We start from the raw sequence: 17,544 nt of genomic DNA, 5'->3' as shown, positions 1-17,544 counted from the left end.
ATGGATCTTGGACTGAAAGACCGCGTATACGTTGTCACCGGCGGATCGCGAGGGCTGGGCCGCGCGGCGGCGGAGGCGCTCGCCGCGGACGGGGCGAAGGTCGTCATCTCGGGCCGCGACGAGAAGCGCGTCACGGAGGCCGCCGCGGAGATCGGTCCCGGCGCGTACGGAGTGGCCGCCGACAACGCCGATCCGGCGGTGGCGGGACAGCTGATCGCCACGGCCAGGGAGCGGTTCGGCCGCTTCGACGGCGTCCTGATCAGCGTCGGCGGCCCCGCGCCGGGGTCCGCCGCGGACAACACGGACGAGCAGTGGCGGACGGCGTTCGAGTCCGTCTTCCTGGGCGCGGTACGCGTCGCCCGCGAGGCGTCGGCCGAACTGGGCGAGGGCGGGGTCATCGGGCTCGTGCTCTCCTCGTCGGTCCACGAGCCGGTCCCGGGCCTCACCATCTCCAACGGTCTGCGGCCGGGCCTCGCCGGTTTCGCCAAGTCCCTGGCGAACGAGGTCGGCCCGCGCGGGATCCGGGTGGTGGGCCTGCTGCCCGCGCGTATCGACACGGACCGGGTCCGCGAACTCGACGCGCTGTCGGGCGACGCCGAGGCGGCGCGGGCGGCGAGCGAGTCCCGGATTCCGCTGCGGCGGTACGGGAGGCCGGAGGAGTTCGGGAAGACGGCGGCGTTCCTGCTGTCGCCCGCGGCGTCGTATCTGACAGGGGTGATGCTGCCGGTGGACGGCGGGACGCGGCACGGTTTCTGACGCGTCCGTCACGGCTCGGGACGGACGCGTCCAGGCCCTGTCCCGGGCCCGTTCGGCCGCGGCGCACGGGCCGTCAGCTCACCCGCTCCGCCCCGTGCCTCACCGCCCGCAACCGCACCTCCGCCGGCAGTTCCCGCAGCCCGGCCGACCGCCGCGCACGTTCCAGCGCCTCCGCCGTCAGCAGGTTCAGGGTCCCGCCCGGTGACGCGTGGGGCTCCATGAGGAGGCGTACGCGGGCGGAGGGGGCGGTGCGGCGGCCCGTGAGGCGCACGCGGGCGCGGGCCACGCCGTCCAGGGCCTCCGCGTCGTCCTCGACGGCGCTCTCCAGCGCCCGCCCGCGCAGCAACGCGCCCTCGCCGTCGCCGCTGTCGACCAGCACCTCCGCCATCCGGGCCCGGCGCAGCTGGGCGAAGAACCACCAGAGGGCCAGTACGACCAGCACCGCCAGGGCCGCGATCACGACCGGCCACCACCAGCCCTGATCGCGCCAGCGTTCGCGGTCGGCGCGGCTCAGCAGCACATCGCGCTGCCCGCTGTACGGCCACCAGGACGGCACCGCCCAGTCCAGCCCGCGTGCCAGCACCGCGCCGCCGGCGCAGAGCAGCACCAGACCGAGCAGGGCCAGCAGTACACGGTTGACGACCCGGATCATCGCCGTCACCTCACCTCTTCTTGACGGGCCTGCGGACACGCATCGTCAGTGCGGGCGACCGGTCGAGGCCCAGTTCGCGGATGCCCGCGCGGAGCGCCCTGTCCAGGTCGTCCCGTACGTCGTCGAGTTCACGGAAGTGGGAGAGGGCCCGCACCTTCACCTTGGAGCGGCCCACCCGTACCCGCGCGGACTGCACGCCCGAGACCTCCATGGCCCGGTCGCGCAGCGTCAGCGCGGCGGCGACGCGGTCGATGCCGGCCCGTACCAGCGGGGAGTGGCGGCGCATGGGCAGCAGTCCGCGCAGGCCGGGGGTGAGGGCCAGCGCGAGGAGCCACAGTCCGAGCGCCATCGCGACGCAGGCGGCGACCAGCACCCAGGTCTCGTCGAGCGGCTGCCTGGCCAGCTGGCCGGCGAGTTCACGGCGCCAGTACATCGCGCGTTGCCCGGCCCGTACCGCCACGATGTCGTACAGCGGCAGTCCCGCCGCGCCGAGAACGACCAGCGCGGCCAGCGCCGCGGGGATCCGGCGCGTGGACCAGAAGCGTCCGGCCCGTCGGCCGTCGTCGTCCGACAGCGTGGGCCTGGGCTCGTACCGCGTGTCGGGCTCCGACGGGTCCTGTTCCCGTACGCCGCCGGCCCCCTCGGGCACGGGTTCGCTCATCGGAGCCTCCCCCGCGCCGCGAGTCCCGACCGGTCGGAGTACAGCCGCTCCACCCGCACCACCACCTCCGGCACGTCCATGTCCGCCAGCGCCTTGATCCGCTGGACGACGCTGAGACGCACGGCGCCGCACTGCCGGCCGATGTCGGTCGGATACTCCAGCTCGACACCGATCCGGACGCGCGCGCTGTCGTGGCGCACCGTGACGGTGGCGTGCGGCGCGGCGCCGCCTTCCGGTACGCCGTCCAGCGCCTCCCGGGCCGCCTGTGCGGCGATCTTCGCGATGACCCGGTCGGCGATCGTGGTCGCTCCGCGCTCGCCGGCCGCCACCCGTTCAACGGCCACGCGCGTCACCGCCGCCGGTCGTCGCGGTCGCGACTGCGGAAGAGGTCACCGGGTTCGAGATCGCCGTCCAGGAAGCGCCCGGCCACGAACCCGATCACACCCAGCGCGGCCACCAGCACAAAGGCTCCGAAGCCACCGAAGTACCCGGCGAATCCGAGCGCCATACCGGCCAACAGGCCGACCACCGCCATGCTCATGTGCCGCTCCTCTTCCACTGCGCTGCCGGTCGCGTACGGTGCCGCACGCCGCGTACGGGACGTTACTGAAGCCGGGTGTCCGACTCTTCGTCATCTTCCTCGTCGGGCAGTTTCACGTCACTGACCGCGATGTTGACCTCGACGACCTCAAGGCCCGTCATCCGCTCGACCGCCGCGATGACGTTCTCCCGTACGACGGCGGCGACTTCGGTGATCGAGACTCCGTAGTCGACGACGATCTCCAGGTCGAGCGCCGTCTGTACCTCTCCGACCTCGGCCTTCACGCCGCGGCTGACGGACTTGGTGCTGCCGGGGACCCGGTCGCGCACGGCGCCGAACGTGCGGGACATCCCGCTGCCCAGGGCGTGCACACCGAGGACGTCGCGCGCCGCGAGCCCGGCGATCTTCTCCACCACGCCGTCGGCGATGGTGGTACGGCCGCGGGTGGCGGCGGGCCCGCCGCCGCGCTTGGTGACGGGGCTGCTGCCCCCGTCGTCGGCCAACGGCTTCCTGCCTGACGGCGCGGACTGATTACGGGGTGCGGTGTCTGACATCGCCATTCGTTCCTTCCCGGGCGGTGGTGGACTCCGTTGCCCACATTAGGTGCGCTTGCCTCATCCCGCCGCGTGGATGCGGCAGGCTGGAGGAATGACGACTGCGCACAGCTCCGATGGGCTCGGCACCGGCGGATGGACGGCCGCGGTACGACAACAACTCGGCCTGGGCAGGCTGCTGCCGCTGGGCGGGCCACGAGACGGCGCGTGGCTGTCGGAGCGCGCGGCGACGGACGAACTGCGGCCGGCGGCGGCGGAGGTGACGGGCGCCGTGCTGGGCCGGCTGCGGATCTCCCTGGCCGATCCGGAAGGAGCCGGCCGGCCCGCCGTGCCGCCCCCGCCCAGCGCGCTGCCGCCCGGTCCGCTGCGTATCGACGGGGAGTTCGCCGCGGGGCCCGCCGAGCCGCTGCCCGCCGTGGCGGAGCGGCTGCGCGAGGTGCTGTTCGCCTGTGCGACGAAGCGGCTGGGGCTACGGATCGCGGAAGTCGATCTGCGCGTGACGGCCCTGCTCGGTCCCTCCGGGACATCCGTTGCCGGACCGCCGGCCGGGATCGCGGCGCCCGCTGGGCCGGACGGGGGACGGCCGGACGCGGTACGGGCCGCCGCCCCTGAGGGTGAGCCGGAGTTGCTGGCGTCGGCGGTGCCGGGCGTCGCGTATCCGACCAGGACGCTGGGCGGCGCGGCGGTCGCCACCGCGGGGCATGTACGGGTGGAGCTGGCGACGGCTGCCGGGCACCGCCCGCTGGAGGTGGCGCGGGCGGTCCGCGCGCGACTCGCGGCGGCGCTGCCGGGCGCGCCGTCGGTGGCCGTACTGATCACGGCGGTGGGTGTGGATCGCGACGGCTGAGCCGACGGCGTGACGAGACCCCACCAGGGCGTGTGGGCAGGTTGTCCGCGCGGACGGGCCTGCCCACACGGGCCGTCCGCGCGGACGGGCGTGTGCGTCTCCGCGCGGACAGCCCGTGCGTCGGTCCGTCGTCAGTCGGCGAGGCCCGCCAGGTCCCGGAGCCGGCGCCCCTGCGCGGCGCGCTCGGCGGCACGCTGGGCCTCGAAGGTACGGCCGGACGCGCCCTGCAAGAGCGCCTTCGTCTCGATCAGCGCGTCCCGCGGCGCGGCCAGCAGCGCGCCCGCCAGATCGCTCGCCGCCGCGTCGAGTTCGTCGGCGGGCACCACCAGATTGGCCAGCCCCGTACGCTCCGCTTCCTCGGCCTGCACGAAGCGGCCCGTGGCGCAGATCTCCAACGCGCGGGCGTAGCCGACCAGTCCGACCAGTGGATGGGTGCCGGTGAGGTCGGGGACCAGGCCGAGACTCGTCTCGCGCATGGCGAACTGCACGTCGGACGCGACGACTCGCAGGTCACAGGCGAGAGCCAGTTGGAAGCCGGCCCCGATCGCATGCCCCTGAACGGCCGCGATCGACACGATGTCGGGACGGCGCAGCCAGCCGAACCCCTCCTGGTACCCGGCGATGGCCGCGTCGAGGTCCTCGTCGGATTCCCGCGCGAGATCCAGGAAGGACGGCTCGCCGTCGAACCCCTCGGGGGTGAACGCCTGCCGGTCGAGCCCCGCGGAGAAGGACTTGCCCTCGCCCCGCAGCACGACGACCCGCACGGTGCCCGGCAATGACCTTCCGGCATCCGCCAACGCCCGCCACAGAGCGGGAGACTGGGCGTTGCGCTTCGCCGGGTTGGTCAGTGTGACCGTGGCAACCGCGTCCTCGATGGTGAGCCGTACGCCGTCCTTGTCGAGTACTGATTCGAGCGAAGTCATGGGGCGCCTCCGGTTCGGGCAGTCAAGAAAACCAAGCTAAGTGACTGCACAGTAACCACCTGGGCGATCATCCGATCGCCTCGGGTGGCCACCCGAACCGGTGGCCAGGAGGAGTCGCGCTCGGTCGTCAGGCCGATGCGGCCTTCTTGCCTCGCGTCGCTCCGCCGCGTCCCCGCAGCGTGACTCCGGACTCGCTGAGCATCCGGTGGACGAATCCGTAGGAGCGGCCGGTTTCCTCGGCCAGTGCCCGGATGCTCGCACCGTTGTCGTATTTCTTCTTCAGGTCTGCCGCGAGCTTGTCGCGCGCGGCGCCGGTTACCCGGCTGCCCTTCTTCAGAGTCTCGGCCACCCGTGCCTCCTCATGGGAAGTGCGCTCTGGACTTCTCATGATCACCCCTCGCGGGCTTCCTGGCCACCCATTCGGCAAGGTCCGCACGACAAGCTTTGCCCGGCTCCCGGGTTCGAGCACGACCGGAATCGCGTATTCCCTACGCGGTCACCGAGACCTTTACCCAAAGCTCTGGGCGAAGTGCCAGGTCAGGGCCCCCGCGCCGGAAACGGCGCGGATCATGGTGCGGTCGGCCCGATCGGTCACGCACCACGCCGTGATACGAGACGTACTCACACAGATGAGGGATCACCGCTGAGCCGAAATGATCCATATGGAGTCGATCACGCGCGTGGATCATGTACTCGGGCCGGCGACGGAGGTCCTCAGGCGAGCGCGACGAGGTCCGCGTAGTCCGCTCCCCAGAGGTCCTCGACCCCGTCGGGCAGCAGAATGATCCGCTCCGGTTCCAGCGCGTGGACCGCGCCCTCGTCGTGGGTGACGAGGATGACCGCTCCCTTGTACGTGCGGAGCGCGCCGAGGATCTCCTCACGGCTGGCCGGGTCCAGGTTGTTCGTCGGCTCGTCGAGCAGCAGCACGTTCGCGGAGGAGACGACCAGGGTGGCCAGCGCCAGCCGGGTCTTCTCGCCACCGGAGAGCACCCCGGCCGGCTTGTCGACATCGTCCCCGGAGAAGAGGAAGGAGCCCAAGGTCTTGCGGACCTGGACCAGATCGAGGTCGGGGGCGGAGGACCGCATGTTCTCCAGCACGGAGCGGTCCGGGTCGAGGGTCTCGTGCTCCTGCGCGTAGTAGCCGAGCTTGAGGCCGTGTCCGGGGGTCACCTGGCCGGTGTCCGGCTTCTCGACCCCGGCCAGCAGCCGCAGGAGCGTGGTCTTGCCCGCGCCGTTGAGGCCGAGGATGACGACCCGGGAGCCCTTGTCGATGGCCAGATCGACATCGGTGAAGATCTCCAGGGAGCCGTACGACTTCGACAGTCCCTCGGCCGTCAGCGGGGTCTTGCCGCAGGGCGCGGGCTCGGGGAAGCGCAGCTTGGCGACCTTGTCGGACTGGCGCACTTCCTCGAGACCGGACAGCAGCCGCTCGGCGCGCCGGGCCATGTTCTGCGCGGCGACGGTCTTGGTGGCCTTGGCGCGCATCTTGTCGGCCTGGGAGTTCAGGGCGGAGGCCTTCTTCTCCGCGTTGGCGCGCTCGCGCTTGCGGCGCTTCTCGTCGGCCTCGCGCTGCTGCTGGTAGAGCTTCCAGCCCATGTTGTAGACGTCGATCTGCGAGCGGTTGGCGTCCAGGTAGAAGACCTTGTTGACGACGGTCTCGACCAGCTCGACATCGTGGGAGATGACGATGAAGCCGCCGCGGTACGTCTTGAGGTAGTCGCGCAGCCAGACGATCGAGTCCGCGTCGAGGTGGTTCGTGGGCTCGTCGAGCAGCAGGGTGTCGGCGTCCGAGAAGAGGATGCGCGCCAGCTCGACGCGGCGGCGCTGACCGCCGGAGAGCGTATGGAGGGGCTGGCCGAGCACCCGGTCGGGCAGTCCGAGCGCGGCGGCGATGGTGGCGGCCTCGGCCTCGGCGGCGTACCCGCCCTTGGTGAGGAACTCCGTCTCCAGGCGCTCGTACTTCTTCATCGCCTTCTCGCGGGTGGCGCCCTGACCGTTCGCCATCCGGTCCTCGTTCTCCCGCATCTTCTTCAGCACGGAGTCGAGGTCGCGCGCGGAGAGGATGCGGTCCCTGGCGAGGACGTCGAGGTCGCCGGTGCGCGGGTCCTGCGGCAGATAGCCCACCTCGCCCGAGCGGGTGATGGTGCCGGCGGCGGGAACGCCCTCGCCGGCGAGGCACTTGGTGAGCGTGGTCTTGCCCGCTCCGTTGCGGCCGACCAGACCGATGCGGTCGCCCTTGGCGATACGGAATGAGGCGGACTCGATGAGGACACGGGCGCCGGCGCGCAGCTCTACACCGGTTGCGGTGATCACGGAAAGACTCCAGGGCGGTATGGACGGCGGAAGAGGGCAGGCGGAGGAGATTCTTCGACGCCGGCTAATGCACAAGGAGAAATGCCATACGGGTCAGTCTAACGGGGTCGCGCAACTGCTTTCTCTGGCCGGTCCCCCGGACGATGGTCCGAGAACCCTTTCGAGACACCGCCCGGGGAACCGTTCCGGGGAGCGTCCCGGAGATCGTGGCGCGGGTCGTCGCGGAGGTCGTTACGGAGCGGGGTGCGGCCCGGCACGATCCGGCCGAGGTCGTCGACCGCCATCAGCTCGGCGGTCCAGTCGGTGTGCCCGGGACAGGGCTGGGCGACCAGCAGGATCCCGGCCGTACGGACGTACCGTCCCGGGTCGAAGGCGCAGCCGCGGGCGGCGGGCAGCACCCAGCGCAGATCGCCGTCGCCGGCGCGGAAGGCGACGATGCGCTGCGGGGTGACGACGGCGAGCATGCGCGAACCGGGCGCGAGGGGCTGGAGGACCCCCGCCGCGCGGCCGGGCCCCCCGGCCAGCCAGTCGGCGAGACCGGGCAGGGCGCGGTGCCAGCGGACGGCGGAGCCGGCGACGCGCTCGGTGTCGGTGACCAGGCCGTCGCTCCAGAGGGCGAAGGCGTGGCCGGGCCCCGCGGCGAGGGCGAGCGGGCGGCTGCCGGTGCGCTCGTGGACCCAGCGGAGCGTGCCCGAGCCCGGGTCGCGCGCCTCGACGCGGGGGCCCGCCGTGCGCAGGACGGGCTCTTGGGCGGCGGGTCCGGGCGCCGCGGTGGTGTGCACGGTGAGGCGGTCGTCGAAGGGGAAGTCCCTGGACTGGCGGGCGGCGGTCACCAGCGGGACGGCGAGGACGGCGGAGAGGGCCGCGAGAACGAGGCGGGTACGGCGTCGCGGCCTGTACCGGGAAAGGCCCTGCCCGACGGACCGGGGGCCGGGGCGGCGCGGGGTCCCGCCGTGCGGGAGGCCGCCGTGCGGGGACTCGCCGGGCGGGGGCTCGGCGTACCGGGAGTCGGCGTTCGGGGAAGCGGTGTTCGGCGAATCGGCGTACGGGGAAGCGGCGTCGCCCTCGGGGCCGCCGTCCGCTCCGGTGCCCGGCAGCAGGTCCGGCGCCGTGGTCGTCGGCACAGCCGTCACTGTTCTCCCGTCTGGGGCCTGTCTTTCGGATCTTGCCGGGCTCGCGAGCGTAGCCACGGGCCGCGCGGGCGGGGCGGCGGCGCCCCGCGACACGGCGGGCGCGGGGCGGCACATCCCCCGTTCGGCCTCGGGGGCCGGCCGGGCGGCGCCGTGACGGCTCGAAGGCCGATTGTCAGTGGCCGGTGCGAGACTGAGATCCGCGTCACATTCGAGCCCCGCGAAGGGATGATCAGCATGACCGGAGTAGCGAGCATCTGCCCGACCATCCTGTACAGGGACGCGAAGGCGGCCATCAGGACGCTGACGGACGCCTTCGGGTTCACCGAGCTGACGGTGTACGAGGGCGAGGACGGCGAGGTGCTCCACGCCGAGCTGGCGTCCGGCGACGGCGTGGTGATGCTGGGCTCGAAGGGCCGGGCGGGCGTCTTCGCCAGGGCGATGGGCGACGCGGGCCCCGCGGGCGTCTACGTGGTCGTCGAGGACGTCGACGCGCACCACGCGCGGGCGGTGGAGCACGGCGTCGAGATCCTGATGGCGCCGACGGACCAGGACTACGGCTCACGGGACTACATGGCCCGCGACGCCGAGGGGAACATATGGAGCTTCGGGACGTACGCGCCGGGCGGGGGCGGCTGAGGCACGACCGGCCGGGACATGGCGGACAGCGGTCCCGGCGGGCGGGGGCACCGCCGCGCGGTCAGGTCCTGTCCGGTCGGTCTTCGCGGCGGGCGCGGCGGGACCGGCGGGACCGGTCCCTCGGCGTCGGTCGGCGCGGCGCGTGGCCGGCCGGTCAGGCTCCTCCGGTGTGCACCTGGAAGGCCGCCCGGCGGACCGCCTTGGCGAGGGCGGGATCCGGATGCGCGGCGGCGAGGGCGACCAGGACCTGGACGGTGCGGGGGTGGCCGACGGCCCGGATCTCGTCGAGCAGCGCGGGCACGTTGCCCTGCACGGCGGAGTCCAGGTGGCGGACGAGCAGTTCGGTCTCGCCGTGGTCGGCGACGGCCGCCGCGGTGTCCACCCAGAGCCAGGTGGACTCCTCCCGGGTGAGGACCTCGGCCGCGTCCTCCGGGTCGGCGCCCTCGTACTCCGCCAGCCAGAGCAGGGCGTAGGGGCGCAGCGAGGAGTCCGTCGCCGCGGCCCGTACCTCGGCCTCGGCGGGCGCGCCGACGACGCGCAGCGCCTCGAAGGCGAGCCCGCGCAGGAGCGCGTCCTCTCCCCGGGCGACGGCGAGCAGTTCGGTGACCGCGCTGCCGACGGTGCGGGCGGCGAGCCAGGCGCGGTATTCGGCGCGGGCGGGGCCGGGGGTGAGCCGCGCGCAGCCGCGCAGCATGTGCTCGGCGGACTGTTCGATATTGCCCGCGGGGCTCTGGGCGGCGACGCAGATCTGCTCCAGCTTGACCCAGACCGCCCAGTTGCCGAGCGGGGTGAGGGTCGCCTGGCCCTTCCCCAGGGTCAGCGCGCCCACGGCGGCCAGCCCTTCCAGGGCCCAGTCGAGGAGCGGGGGCAGGAGGTCGTCGGCCGGCGGCTCGGGCGCCGGGGGCTCGACGGGGGCGGGCTGGGGGCCGTAGGGCACCTCGCAGCGCTCCTCGTGGAGTTCCGCGACCCGCTGCCGGAGGAGATCGAGCAGGGCCGGTACGAGCACGGGTCCCGCGGAGAGCTGGAGGAGGGAGAGCACCTGCGGGACGGCCTCGACGACCTCGGCGACCGTGGAGGCGGCGACGTCCTCGGGGGCGGGGTGCACGAGCGACCAGGCGTCGAAGAGTGCCACCCAGCCGCGCTGGACCGCGCTGTCGTCGCGGTCCCACGCCTGGAGCCGCCAGCCGGGCCGTACGGCGGTGCCGTGCAGCTCGACGAGTCCGGCCAGCCGGGCACGGTCCCAGCCCGCGCGCACCTGGTCGGACGTCAACTCCAGCGCCACGGCGGCCCGTTCGGCCGCCGCCGCGTCGAGCGGACCCGCGCCGGGGTCCCGGTCACCGGCCGCCCAGCGGGCGATCCGCGCCGCGTCGGCGAGGACCGCTCTCGCCTGACGGGCCAGCTCCGCCGGGGGCGGAGTGCCCTCGGGCGGCCGGGGTGCCGGACGGCTGCGCCCGTCGGTCACAGCCCGTCGGGCCGTGGTCAACGGCCGCGCGCGGACAAGTCGGAGTCTGGAGTTGCGCGCCAATTGCTCATCAGGCTTTCGGGACGTCACGGGGGCAGTCTTCCCGGTGACCGCCCGAAAGCCCAAACGGAACCTGTTCCGGCGGTACGGGAAGGGCGGAAGAGGCCCGTTCCACGGGGGTGGCGCAGGGCACGGAAGAGAAACAAGATGCCTGCTGGAAAGGGACGGGACAGCTGGTGGAGGGCTGTGTGGCGGGTGGACCCGGTGGGTCGCAAGGTGCCTGAAGGAGGCGAAGCGGAGCGCCGGGCATCGCATCGGATTCCGCCGCGTCGCCGCATGCCGGAAAGATCCGTCAGACACCGGTAAAGCGCCCCGTGGGGCCACGCCGTCCCGGGCGCCGCGCCGGACGCCGCGACGGACGCCGGCTCTGGGCGGCGCTACATCAGAGGGGTGAGGAAGCGTCGGAGCACCTCTTCGTATCCCGCCGGATCGGCGTTCCACATCGCGCCGTGCGGGGCGTGCGCGACGGCGTGCAGGCTGATCAGACCGGAGCGGTGGGCGGCGAGTTCGCGGGACGGGTTCCAGGACGCGAGGGTGTCGTCGGGGCCGTGGAAGATCAGCGTCGGGATGCTCAGCCTGCCGGGGTCGGCGGCCTGGCGCAGCCGGTCGCCGTCGAGACCGGCCCTGCCCTGGGCCGACCGGACCGCGAGCGGCAGCAGCGGCGTGGGGACACGGCGGGCGGTGGCCAGCGCACGCAGGGTGGCCTCCGAGTCCAGCACCGGCGAGTCGAGCACCAGTCCGGCGATCCGGGCGCGGAGCGGGGAGCCGGCCGCCGCGCCCAGGGCCATCGAGGCGCCGGTGGACCAGCCGTGCAGCACCACGCGCTCGGCGCCGTACCGGACCGCGTAACGGAGCGCCGCGTCGAGGTCGCGCCATTCGGACTCGCCGAGGTGGCCGAGGCCGTCCGGGGAGCGGGGCGCCCCGTCATCACCGCGATAGGCGAGGTCGAGTACCGGAAGTTCCTGTTCCGCGAGGAACTCCATGATGTTCATGGGGTGCTCGCGGGTGGTGCCGAGGCCGTGCGTGGTGATCACCCAGGTGTCGCGCACCCCGGGCACGAACCAGGCGGGCAGGGGGCCGAGTTCGCCCGGGATCATCACGTCCTTGTGGCCGAGGCCGAGGGCGGAGGTGGGATCGCCGCTGTGGACCTGCGGGGTGAGGCGCACATGGGTGCCGGCGACGAGCGAGCCGTGACTGACGCGCTCCAGTCGGCGCACCACGGTGTCCGCGGCGTGTTCCACCTCGTCCAGGACCGGCCCGACGACCGCGTGGACGCCGGGGCCCTCGATCCCGTACGTACCGGGGCGCAGGGAGGCGAGGCAGCGGGTCAGGGCGATCTGTCCGGCGGCCGTGGCGTGCACGGTGAGACGGGGGTCGCCCGGCAGGGGGCGGCCGGGCGGCGTCTTGAGCGCGGCGTCGCCGGCGTACCGGCCGGCCGCGAGCGCGGCCGCGCCGACACCGATGACTGTGGAGACGGCCGCTGCCGTCGCTTTGGCGGGGCGCACGTTCCCAGTGTGGTCACCCCCGGCGGGCTCGGCCAGCCGGGGGTGTCCGTCGGGGTGCCGGAGCCTGCCGGGCGCCCCGCCCGGAAACGCTGGTCAGCCCCGCTGTCCGTACCCCTTCAGCTTCTGTCCGACCTCGTCCAGCTGGGCCTCGGTCAGCAGTGAGGGCGTTCGGCCGGGCAGGGAGTTCGCGGTGAGCCAGAGGCGGCACATCCACTCCAGCTGCGCCGTGCGGTCGTAGGCCTGGGCGAGGCTGTCGCCGTGGGCGACCGTGCCGTGGTTCTGGAGGAGGCAGGCGTTCCGGTCGCGCAGGGCGTGGAGCATATGGGCGGCCAGTTCGTCTGAGCCGTACAGCGCGTAGGGCGCGACCCGGACGGCGCCGCCGTGGGCCGCCGCCATGTAGTGGATCAGGGGCAGTTCGGGGACGAGGGTGGAGACGGCGGTGGCGTGCACGGCGTGGGTGTGGACCACGGCCGTCGCGGAGGTGTTCCGGTAAACGGCGAGGTGCAGCGGCAGCTCACTCGTAGGGGTGAAATCACCGAGGACCTGCCGGCCGTCCGGATCGACGCCGACGGCGTCCTCGGCGGTGAGTTGGTCATACGGGACTCCGCTCGGCGTGACGAGGATCAGTTCGCCGATCCGTACCGACACGTTGCCCGATGTACCGACGACAAGTCCTTCACCTGCTGTTCTCCGGGCGGTGGCGATGAGTTCACGCCAGGCCCCGGCTATCGCGTCCCGACTCTGCTGATCAGTCATACGAGAATCCTGTCAGGCGGGAGCAATGGGGCCCAGGGCACGCCAGCAGAACAGGCGGGCGATTTCTCCACACATGGGGACACCACAAAGACGAGCCCAGTTCATCTTCCGTTCACTCTGACTCCCTACGTTCACCGAGGCCACTGACGTCAAAAGATTGCCTGGGTCCTGGGTCAATGGAACACATCACGCTGCTGCTCGCGATCGTGATCGTGACGGCTCTCGTGTTCGATTTCACGAACGGCTTCCACGACACCGCGAACGCGATGGCGACGACCATCTCGACCGGCGCTCTGAAGCCCAAGATCGCGGTGGGCATGTCCGCCGTCCTGAATCTTGTCGGCGCGTTCCTGTCCGTGGAGGTCGCCAAGACGATCTCCGGCGGACTCATCAACGAACAGGGCATCAGAACAGAAGTGATCTTCGCGGCGCTCGTCGGCGCCATCCTGTGGAATCTCTTCACCTGGCTGCTCGGCCTTCCGTCGAGCTCCTCCCACGCACTCTTCGGCGGCCTGATCGGCGCCACCCTGATGTCGGTCGGCGCCTCGGGGGTCAACGGCGGCGTCGTCATCACGAAGGTGCTGATCCCCGCGCTCGCCGCGCCGGTCGTCGCCGGTCTCGCGGCGCTGCTCGCGACGCGGCTGACGTACCGCATCGGCCGCCGTACGGACGACAAGGCGACCGCCAAGGGCTACCGCGCCGGACAGATCGCCTCCGCCGGTCTCGTCTCCCTCGCGCACGGCACCAACGACGCGCAGAAGACCATGGGCGTCATCACCCTCGCGCTGGTCACCGGCGGCGTCCTCGCCCCCGGCTCCAACCCGCCGATGTGGGTCATCGTCTCCGCCGGAGTGGCGATCGCGCTCGGTACGTATCTCGGCGGCTGGCGCATCATCCGCACCATGGGCACCGGCCTCACCGATCTCCGGCCGCAGCAGGGCTTCGCCGCCCAGACCAGCGCCGCGACCGTCATCCTGGCCTCCTCGCACCTGGGCTTCTCGCTCTCCACCACCCAGTCCTGCTCCGGCGCCGTGATGGGCGCGGGCCTCGGCCGCAAGGGCGGTGTGGTCCGCTGGTCGACCGCCAGCCGGATGTTCATCGCCTGGGGGCTGACCCTGCCCGCCGCGGGCCTGGTCGCCGCCGGGGCCGAGTTCCTCACCGGCCAGGGCACCTGGGGCGTCGCGGTCGTCGCCGTCCTGCTGGTCGCGATCTCCGGGGCGATCTGGCTCGCCTCGCGCCGCCGGCCGGTCGACCACACCAACGTGAACGAGAACGAGGCCGGAGCCGCCGGCGCGACGGAAGGCGCCGGGACCACCGAGCCCGCGGGCGTCGTCACCGCCGCCATCGCGGCCGTCACCCCGCCGCCCACGACCGGTGCCGCGCAGGAACTGTCGACCACCATCCCGGCCCCTGGCTCCACGGACGCCGCGGGCGAGCCCGCGCGAACCGCCACGGTGTAAGGAAGAGAAACCGCATGAACATCGACTGGGCAGCACTCGGTTCCGTCTTCGGTGTCAGCCTCGTGGCCACCGTCGCCCTCGTGGGCCTGTTCACCCTCGGCATCGTGGGCCTCGCCAAGCAGGAGTCGGCGAGCGCGCAGGGGGCCACTGGATCCGTGGCACTGGCCCGCGCGGGCGCGTACACCTGCTTCGCGCTCTGCGTGGCGGCCGTCGCGTACGGGATCTATCTGATCGTCGCCTGACCGCCGGGCGGCCGGAACGGCCGCGCCACCTCGACCCGGGCCGGCCCCGGCGCGTCCGTCACGCGCCGGGGCCGGTTCATGTGCCACGCCGGTTCATGTGCCACGCCGGTTCACGCGCCGGGCCGGTTCACGCGCCACGCCGGTTCACGCGCCGGGCCGGTTCACGCGCCGGGCCGGTTCTTCGGTGCTCGTGGGGCGGGGGTGGCGTGTGGGGCTCGGCACACTGTCCCGTCGCTGGTCAGGGATGAGTTGACGGGTGTTTGCGCTGCGTGGTGGACTTCCGGGGCCATTGACGACGGCAGAAGAGGAAGCCGGTGCGAATCCGGCGCGGTCCCGCCACTGTCACTGCGAGCCACGTCTCCAGGAGCCAGGAACTCTCGCCGCCGCATCACGTCGAGCCGGGGCGCGGACCCTGAGTGAGGACATTTCGCCATGTCTGGCCGCCGTTCGGCCGTCGTGCGCGGCCGGGGTCGGCCCGCCGAGCGTGCTTTCGCCTACGGCGCCGCCGTGGGCCTCCTGGGCGATCTGCTGTTCGGCGATCCGCGCCGGGGCCATCCCGTCGCCGCGTTCGGCCGGGCGGCGACGGCCGTCGAGCGCAGGCTGTGGCGCGACCACCGGGGATGGGGCGCACTGCACACCGTGGTGTGCGCCGGAGGCGCCGCCGGAATCGCGGCGCTGGCCGCCCGGGGCGTACGCGACCACCGCACCGCGTCCGTGGCGCTGACCGCCGCCACCACCTGGGCCGTGGTCGGTGGCACCTCCCTGGGACGGGAGGCACGGGCCATCGGCGCGGCGCTCACCGCCGGGGACATCGAACGGGCCAGGGAGCGGCTGCCGCATCTGTGCGGCCGCGACCCGCAGGCGCTCGACGGACAGCAGATCGCGCGCGCCGTGGTGGAGTCGGTCGCCGAGAACACCTCCGACGCGGTCGTCGGCGCGCTGGTGTGGGGGGCGGTGGCGGGGGTGCCGGGGCTCGCCGGATTCCGTGCCGTGAACACGCTGGACGCGATGGTGGGTCATCTCTCGCCCCGGTACCGCAGGTTCGGCTGGGCCTCGGCCCGGCTCGACGATGTCGTGGGCCGGCCGGGCGCCCGGCTGACCGCCGTACTCGCCGGTGCGCTGGCCGGCGGAGTCGGCGGCGATCCCGGCGCGGCCCTGCGGGCGGTACGGCGGGACGCCCGTAAGCATCCGAGCCCCAACGCGGGCCCCGTGGAGGCGTCGTTCGCCGGCGCGCTGGGCGTACGGCTGGGCGGGACGCTCGCGTACGGCGGGCGGGTGGAGCACAGGCCGGTGCTGAACGGCGAGGGCCGGCCGGTCGGGACGGCGGACATCGAGCGGGCCGTACGGCTGTCGCGCCGGGTGACCGGGGCCGCCCTCGCGGTCTGTGTGGCGGGCCGTTTCGGGTACGGACTCGCCCAGCGCGCGCTGCGCCGCGGGGCCGGGCGAAGGGGGCGCGGATGAGCGGGGGCGGGCGCGGCGGGGGGCTGCTGATAGCCGGCACGACCTCCGACGCGGGCAAGAGCGTGGTCACGGCGGGGATCTGCCGCTGGCTGGTGCGCCGTGGCGTGAAGGTCGCGCCCTTCAAGGGGCAGAACATGTCGCTGAACTCGTTCGTGACGCGCGAGGGCGCGGAGATCGGCCGGGCCCAGGCGATGCAGGCCCAGGCCGCCCGGATCGAACCGACGGCGCTGATGAACCCGGTCCTGCTGAAGCCCGGCGGCGACCGCAGCAGCCAAGTGGTGCTGATGGGGCGGCCGGTGGGGGAAATGAGCGCCAGGGGTTTCTTCGGGACCTCCCAAGGGGCGTCCCCCGGGAAGCCGCACCAGGGGCGGGAAGCCCTGCTCGGTCCCGTCCTGGATTGCCTGGAGCGGCTGCGCGACACCTATGACGCCGTGATCTGCGAAGGGGCCGGCAGTCCCGCCGAGATCAATCTGCGCCGTACCGACATCGTGAACATGGGCATCGCGCGGGCCGCGCGGCTGCCGGTGGTGGTCGTCGGGGACATCGACCGGGGCGGCGTCTTCGCCTCGTTCTTCGGGACGACCGCGCTGCTGTCCCCCGAGGACCAGGAGCTGATCGCGGGCTATCTGGTCAACAAGTTCCGGGGCGACGTCTCGCTGCTCGAACCGGGCCTGGAGATGCTCCGCGGGCTCACGGGGCGGTCCACGCTCGGCGTACTGCCGTATCGGCACGGTCTGGGCATCGACGAGGAGGACGGGCTGCGCGTCTCGATGCGCGGCGCCGTACGCGAGTCGCCCGCGGCTCCCCCGTACGGCGAGGACGTGCTGCGGGTCGCGGTCTGCGCCGTACCGCTGATGTCCAACTTCACCGATGTGGACGCGCTGGCGGCGGAGCCGGGGGTCGTCGTGCGGTTCGTGGACCGGCCGGAGGAGCTGGCCGACGCCGATCTCGTGGTGGTGCCCGGCACGCGCGGCACGGTCAGGGCGCTGGCGTGGCTGCGCGAGCGCGGGCTCGCCGGCGCGCTCGCGCGGCGGGCCGCCGAGAGCCGTCCCGTACTGGGGATCTGCGGCGGCTACCAGCTCCTGGGCGAGCACATCGACGACGAGGTGGAGTCCCGGGCGGGCGCGGTGCCCGGCCTCGGACTGCTGCCCGTACGGGTGCGGTTCGCCCGCGAGAAGACCCTGGCCAGGCCGGTGGGCCTGGCCCTCGGCGAGACGGTGGAGGGGTACGAGATCCATCACGGCGTCGCCGACGTACGCGGAGGCGACGCCTTCGTCTCCGACGCGGACGGGCGGGCGCTGGACGGCTGCCGGGTGGGGGCGGTCACGGGCACGCACTGGCACGGGGCGCTGGAGAGCGACGCGTTCCGGCGGCGGTTCCTGACGGAGGTGGCGCGGACCGCGGGCCGGCGTTTCGTCCCCGCGCCCGGCACGAGCTTCGGCGCGTTGCGGGAGGAACAGCTCGACCTGCTCGGTGACCTCATCGAGGAGCACGCGGACACGGACGCGCTGATGCGCCTGATCGAGGAGGGCGCGCCCCCGGGGCTGCCCTTCATTCCGCCGGGAGCGCCATGACGACCATC

Annotated in this window: 19 protein-coding genes and 1 riboswitch; of the genes, 7 read left to right on the top strand and 12 right to left on the bottom strand. The window is 73.2% G+C overall.

Features of this window, described 5'->3' with window-relative positions:
• Positions 1 to 756 carry an SDR family oxidoreductase gene (locus tag ACIOGX_RS10640; protein WP_356517321.1) on the top strand — a complete coding sequence of 252 codons (756 nt, stop codon included), beginning with the start codon at positions 1 to 3 and terminating at the stop codon, positions 754 to 756.
• A 73-nt stretch (positions 757 to 829) separates the two neighbouring features.
• Here ACIOGX_RS10640 and amaP read toward each other — a convergent pair whose 3' ends face one another.
• From amaP to ACIOGX_RS10615, 5 genes are all read right to left on the bottom strand, one after another.
• Positions 830 to 1,408 carry an alkaline shock response membrane anchor protein AmaP gene (gene amaP / locus ACIOGX_RS10635; RefSeq protein ID WP_356517384.1) on the bottom strand — a complete coding sequence of 193 codons (579 nt, stop codon included), beginning with the start codon at positions 1,406 to 1,408 and terminating at the stop codon, positions 830 to 832.
• A gap of 10 nt (positions 1,409 to 1,418) precedes the next feature.
• Positions 1,419 to 2,069 (bottom strand): DUF6286 domain-containing protein, encoded by a 651-nt coding sequence (locus ACIOGX_RS10630; protein WP_401911934.1) that lies wholly within the window; start codon positions 2,067 to 2,069, stop codon positions 1,419 to 1,421.
• Positions 2,066 to 2,422: a hypothetical protein gene (locus tag ACIOGX_RS10625; protein WP_356517317.1), complete on the bottom strand. Its 357-nt coding sequence runs from the start codon at positions 2,420 to 2,422 to the stop codon at positions 2,066 to 2,068. Before ACIOGX_RS10625 ends, ACIOGX_RS10630 begins: the two co-directional genes overlap by 4 nt.
• Positions 2,419 to 2,610, bottom strand: coding sequence for a hypothetical protein (locus ACIOGX_RS10620; protein WP_030353762.1), 192 nt, complete (start codon positions 2,608 to 2,610; stop codon positions 2,419 to 2,421). Before ACIOGX_RS10620 ends, ACIOGX_RS10625 begins: the two co-directional genes overlap by 4 nt.
• A 62-nt stretch (positions 2,611 to 2,672) precedes the next feature.
• On the bottom strand, positions 2,673 to 3,164 hold the full coding sequence (locus ACIOGX_RS10615) for an Asp23/Gls24 family envelope stress response protein (protein ID WP_356517315.1): 492 nt from the start codon (positions 3,162 to 3,164) through the stop codon (positions 2,673 to 2,675).
• Between the two features lie 94 nt (positions 3,165 to 3,258).
• Between ACIOGX_RS10615 and ACIOGX_RS10610 the strand changes: the two genes are divergently transcribed.
• Positions 3,259 to 4,011 (top strand): hypothetical protein, encoded by a 753-nt coding sequence (locus ACIOGX_RS10610; RefSeq protein WP_401911931.1) that lies wholly within the window; start codon positions 3,259 to 3,261, stop codon positions 4,009 to 4,011.
• A gap of 131 nt (positions 4,012 to 4,142) precedes the next feature.
• Here the strand turns inward: ACIOGX_RS10610 and ACIOGX_RS10605 are convergent, their stop codons facing one another.
• The 4 genes from ACIOGX_RS10605 to ACIOGX_RS10590 all read right to left on the bottom strand — a co-directional run bounded on the left by ACIOGX_RS10605 (position 4,143) and on the right by ACIOGX_RS10590 (position 8,371).
• On the bottom strand, positions 4,143 to 4,934 hold the full coding sequence (locus tag ACIOGX_RS10605) for an enoyl-CoA hydratase/isomerase family protein (RefSeq protein ID WP_401911929.1): 792 nt from the start codon (positions 4,932 to 4,934) through the stop codon (positions 4,143 to 4,145).
• Between the two features lie 127 nt (positions 4,935 to 5,061).
• The gene (locus tag ACIOGX_RS10600; RefSeq protein ID WP_030753304.1) at positions 5,062 to 5,283 is read right to left on the bottom strand and encodes a helix-turn-helix domain-containing protein; all 222 of its coding nucleotides are present in this window, start codon (positions 5,281 to 5,283) and stop codon (positions 5,062 to 5,064) included.
• A gap of 365 nt (positions 5,284 to 5,648) precedes the next feature.
• Positions 5,649 to 7,247, bottom strand: coding sequence for an ABC-F family ATP-binding cassette domain-containing protein (locus ACIOGX_RS10595; RefSeq protein WP_129769682.1), 1,599 nt, complete (start codon positions 7,245 to 7,247; stop codon positions 5,649 to 5,651).
• 98 nt (positions 7,248 to 7,345) lie between these two features.
• A complete protein-coding gene (locus ACIOGX_RS10590) occupies positions 7,346 to 8,371 on the bottom strand; it encodes a hypothetical protein (protein WP_401911926.1) in 1,026 nt (341 codons plus the stop codon).
• Positions 8,372 to 8,605: 234 nt separating this feature from the next.
• On the opposite strand from ACIOGX_RS10590, the gene ACIOGX_RS10585 reads away from it, so the two are divergent.
• On the top strand, positions 8,606 to 9,016 hold the full coding sequence (locus ACIOGX_RS10585) for a VOC family protein (protein ID WP_401911923.1): 411 nt from the start codon (positions 8,606 to 8,608) through the stop codon (positions 9,014 to 9,016).
• A gap of 154 nt (positions 9,017 to 9,170) precedes the next feature.
• Here ACIOGX_RS10585 and ACIOGX_RS10580 read toward each other — a convergent pair whose 3' ends face one another.
• The 3 genes from ACIOGX_RS10580 to ACIOGX_RS10570 all read right to left on the bottom strand — a co-directional run bounded on the left by ACIOGX_RS10580 (position 9,171) and on the right by ACIOGX_RS10570 (position 12,799).
• Positions 9,171 to 10,568 carry a hypothetical protein gene (locus ACIOGX_RS10580; RefSeq protein WP_384774457.1) on the bottom strand — a complete coding sequence of 466 codons (1,398 nt, stop codon included), beginning with the start codon at positions 10,566 to 10,568 and terminating at the stop codon, positions 9,171 to 9,173.
• Between the two features lie 347 nt (positions 10,569 to 10,915).
• On the bottom strand, positions 10,916 to 12,043 hold the full coding sequence (locus ACIOGX_RS10575) for an alpha/beta hydrolase (protein WP_401911920.1): 1,128 nt from the start codon (positions 12,041 to 12,043) through the stop codon (positions 10,916 to 10,918).
• A 93-nt stretch (positions 12,044 to 12,136) separates the two neighbouring features.
• Complete coding sequence (locus ACIOGX_RS10570; RefSeq protein WP_356517300.1) at positions 12,137 to 12,799, bottom strand: class II aldolase/adducin family protein; 663 nt, start codon at positions 12,797 to 12,799, stop codon at positions 12,137 to 12,139.
• A gap of 176 nt (positions 12,800 to 12,975) precedes the next feature.
• Here ACIOGX_RS10570 and ACIOGX_RS10565 point away from each other — a divergent pair, with 176 nt between their 5' ends.
• The 4 genes from ACIOGX_RS10565 to ACIOGX_RS10550 all read left to right on the top strand — a co-directional run bounded on the left by ACIOGX_RS10565 (position 12,976) and on the right by ACIOGX_RS10550 (position 17,536).
• Entirely contained in the window at positions 12,976 to 14,259 is a 1,284-nt protein-coding gene (locus ACIOGX_RS10565) for an inorganic phosphate transporter (protein ID WP_356517298.1), read from the top strand.
• 14 nt (positions 14,260 to 14,273) lie between these two features.
• Positions 14,274 to 14,501, top strand: coding sequence for a hypothetical protein (locus tag ACIOGX_RS10560; RefSeq protein WP_356517296.1), 228 nt, complete (start codon positions 14,274 to 14,276; stop codon positions 14,499 to 14,501).
• Between the two features lie 256 nt (positions 14,502 to 14,757).
• Positions 14,758 to 14,901: riboswitch (cobalamin riboswitch) on the top strand.
• Positions 14,902 to 14,933: 32 nt separating this feature from the next.
• Positions 14,934 to 15,962: a cobalamin biosynthesis protein gene (locus ACIOGX_RS10555; RefSeq protein ID WP_401911916.1), complete on the top strand. Its 1,029-nt coding sequence runs from the start codon at positions 14,934 to 14,936 to the stop codon at positions 15,960 to 15,962.
• The gene (locus ACIOGX_RS10550; RefSeq protein WP_401911913.1) at positions 15,959 to 17,536 is read left to right on the top strand and encodes a cobyric acid synthase; all 1,578 of its coding nucleotides are present in this window, start codon (positions 15,959 to 15,961) and stop codon (positions 17,534 to 17,536) included. Before ACIOGX_RS10555 ends, ACIOGX_RS10550 begins: the two co-directional genes overlap by 4 nt.
• Positions 17,537 to 17,544: the final 8 nt, after the last annotated feature.

It is taken from the genome of Streptomyces sp. NPDC088147, assembly GCF_044741565.1.
In the GTDB taxonomy this organism is placed as follows: Bacteria; Actinomycetota; Actinomycetes; order Streptomycetales; family Streptomycetaceae; genus Streptomyces.
Note: the sequence above shows the minus strand (reverse complement) of the source record. Positions and strands in the feature narration are given on the sequence as shown.

Bases quoted from the DNA above. Each gene is read 5' to 3' on its own strand.
- ACIOGX_RS10640 (WP_356517321.1), top strand. From the start codon at position 1: ATGGATCTTGGACTGAAAGACCGCGTATACGTTGTCACCGGCGGATCG.
- amaP (WP_356517384.1), bottom strand. From the start codon at position 1,408: ATGATCCGGGTCGTCAACCGTGTACTGCTGGCCCTGCTCGGTCTGGTG.
- ACIOGX_RS10630 (WP_401911934.1), bottom strand. From the start codon at position 2,069: ATGAGCGAACCCGTGCCCGAGGGGGCCGGCGGCGTACGGGAACAGGAC.
- ACIOGX_RS10620 (WP_030353762.1), bottom strand. From the start codon at position 2,610: ATGAGCATGGCGGTGGTCGGCCTGTTGGCCGGTATGGCGCTCGGATTC.
- ACIOGX_RS10615 (WP_356517315.1), bottom strand. From the start codon at position 3,164: ATGTCAGACACCGCACCCCGTAATCAGTCCGCGCCGTCAGGCAGGAAG.
- ACIOGX_RS10610 (WP_401911931.1), top strand. From the start codon at position 3,259: ATGACGACTGCGCACAGCTCCGATGGGCTCGGCACCGGCGGATGGACG.
- ACIOGX_RS10605 (WP_401911929.1), bottom strand. From the start codon at position 4,934: ATGACTTCGCTCGAATCAGTACTCGACAAGGACGGCGTACGGCTCACC.
- ACIOGX_RS10585 (WP_401911923.1), top strand. From the start codon at position 8,606: ATGATCAGCATGACCGGAGTAGCGAGCATCTGCCCGACCATCCTGTAC.
- ACIOGX_RS10570 (WP_356517300.1), bottom strand. From the start codon at position 12,799: ATGACTGATCAGCAGAGTCGGGACGCGATAGCCGGGGCCTGGCGTGAA.
- ACIOGX_RS10565 (WP_356517298.1), top strand. From the start codon at position 12,976: ATGGAACACATCACGCTGCTGCTCGCGATCGTGATCGTGACGGCTCTC.
- ACIOGX_RS10560 (WP_356517296.1), top strand. From the start codon at position 14,274: ATGAACATCGACTGGGCAGCACTCGGTTCCGTCTTCGGTGTCAGCCTC.
- ACIOGX_RS10555 (WP_401911916.1), top strand. From the start codon at position 14,934: ATGTCTGGCCGCCGTTCGGCCGTCGTGCGCGGCCGGGGTCGGCCCGCC.
- ACIOGX_RS10550 (WP_401911913.1), top strand. From the start codon at position 15,959: ATGAGCGGGGGCGGGCGCGGCGGGGGGCTGCTGATAGCCGGCACGACC.